The sequence below is a fragment of the Mesorhizobium sp. M7A.F.Ca.US.014.04.1.1 genome, assembly GCF_003998745.1.
Lineage (GTDB): Bacteria > Pseudomonadota > Alphaproteobacteria > Rhizobiales > Rhizobiaceae > Mesorhizobium > Mesorhizobium ciceri.
The window spans coordinates 1-1,321 of the sequence record NZ_RZRW01000988.1 but is presented as its reverse complement, the minus strand read 5'-3'; the positions used below and the strand labels follow the sequence as shown (position 1 = coordinate 1,321).

Genomic DNA, 1,321 nt, shown 5'->3' with positions numbered 1-1,321 from the left:
CAACAAGCGCCTTTAGGGTCTGCCTGCGCGCGTGGCCTCGAAAGCCTTGGCCATGAACGATGACCCTGTGGATTCGCTCGCCAACGCAATTCACCACCGCAGCGCAATTCTGTTTGTTGGGGCAGGGGTGTCGATCAGTGTTGGACTCCCTTCTTGGGAGAAGCTGATAGAGCGAATGGCAAAGGAGCTCGGTGTCGACGACGAATTTTCCATGCGACGCGATCGTTTTCAAACCCTGGCCGAGTACTATCGGATCAAGCATGGCAGCATCGGGCCACTTCGCAGTTGGATGGACCGAAATTGGTCTGTCCCCAAGGACCGGATCGAGAAATCCGAGTTGCATCGTCTCATCGTGAAGCTCGATTTCCCTGTCATCTACACAACCAATTATGACCGTAACCTGGAACTGGCTTATGAAATATACGGTCGGGACTACGTGAAAGTGGCCAATGCACGCGATGTGGCGCAGGCCCGCCAGGGCGTTACCCACATCGTCAAATTCCATGGTGATTTCGACGAGGATTCTTCCCTCGTCCTCACCGAGACGGACTACCTTGATCGCCTCTCCTTCAATTCTCCGCTGGACGTGCGTTTTCGCTCGGATGCACTCGGCAGCACGATCCTCTTCATTGGCTATAGCCTTTCCGACCCAAACATTCGGTTGTTGCTGCACCGTCTCTGGCAGACGTGGCATCGGTCCGGCTATGAGAAAGATCGCCCGCCGTCGTTCATCTTCATGACCAGCCGAAACCCTGTGGAGGAGGCCGTGCTTGGACGTTGGGGCATTTCGGTCGTCGTCGGCGAAATCGACGAGCCGCAAGCTGCTTTGGTGGACTTCCTCAGCCGGCTGGCGGAGATGGTTGGGGACGGAGCCGAGCCTGGAGAGACGACCCATGAGGGGACCGTCGTCAGACAAAGAGCGATTGAAACAGTCAGGTCCAGGGGCAGCTAGGCGGGCTCTCAAGGAACGCCCTACGGCAGAGAACGTCGTTCCAGAGGCGATCATAGCCAGTTTGTGTGGCCAGTTTGAAAATCGCATCCCATAGAGCATGGATCTCCCATGTGAGCTTTCAACTATTCTGGCGGACGCGCTGGAACATTCTCGCATCAACAAGCTTCGAAGGGGGCACTGTTCCCGTTCAGTGTGTTTTCCCCCTGTGAGACTGCCCGCCGCCGAAAGGTGGCGGGCTTTTTTGTTGGGATGCAACCTTGGACATTATAGCGACTTTGGCCGGACACGCGCAGCGTCGCTTCCCATCATCGGTGCCTGAAGTTGGCGACAGCTTCGAAGTCCTCCCGATGCGATCGCAATTTTTGGGAT

At 56.4% G+C, this 1,321-nt stretch carries 1 protein-coding gene; it reads left to right on the top strand.

Going from position 1 to position 1,321, the window contains the following annotated elements; translation table 11 throughout:
* Positions 1-52: 52 nt before the first annotated feature.
* Entirely contained in the window at positions 53-952 is a 900-nt protein-coding gene (locus EOA22_RS33840; RefSeq protein WP_013525092.1) for an SIR2 family protein, read from the top strand.
* The last annotated feature ends 369 nt before the right edge of the window (positions 953-1,321 follow it).

Excerpts from the sequence above, each read along its gene's own strand:
- EOA22_RS33840 (WP_013525092.1), top strand. The coding sequence starts at position 53 with ATGAACGATGACCCTGTGGATTCGCTCGCCAACGCAATTCACCACCGC.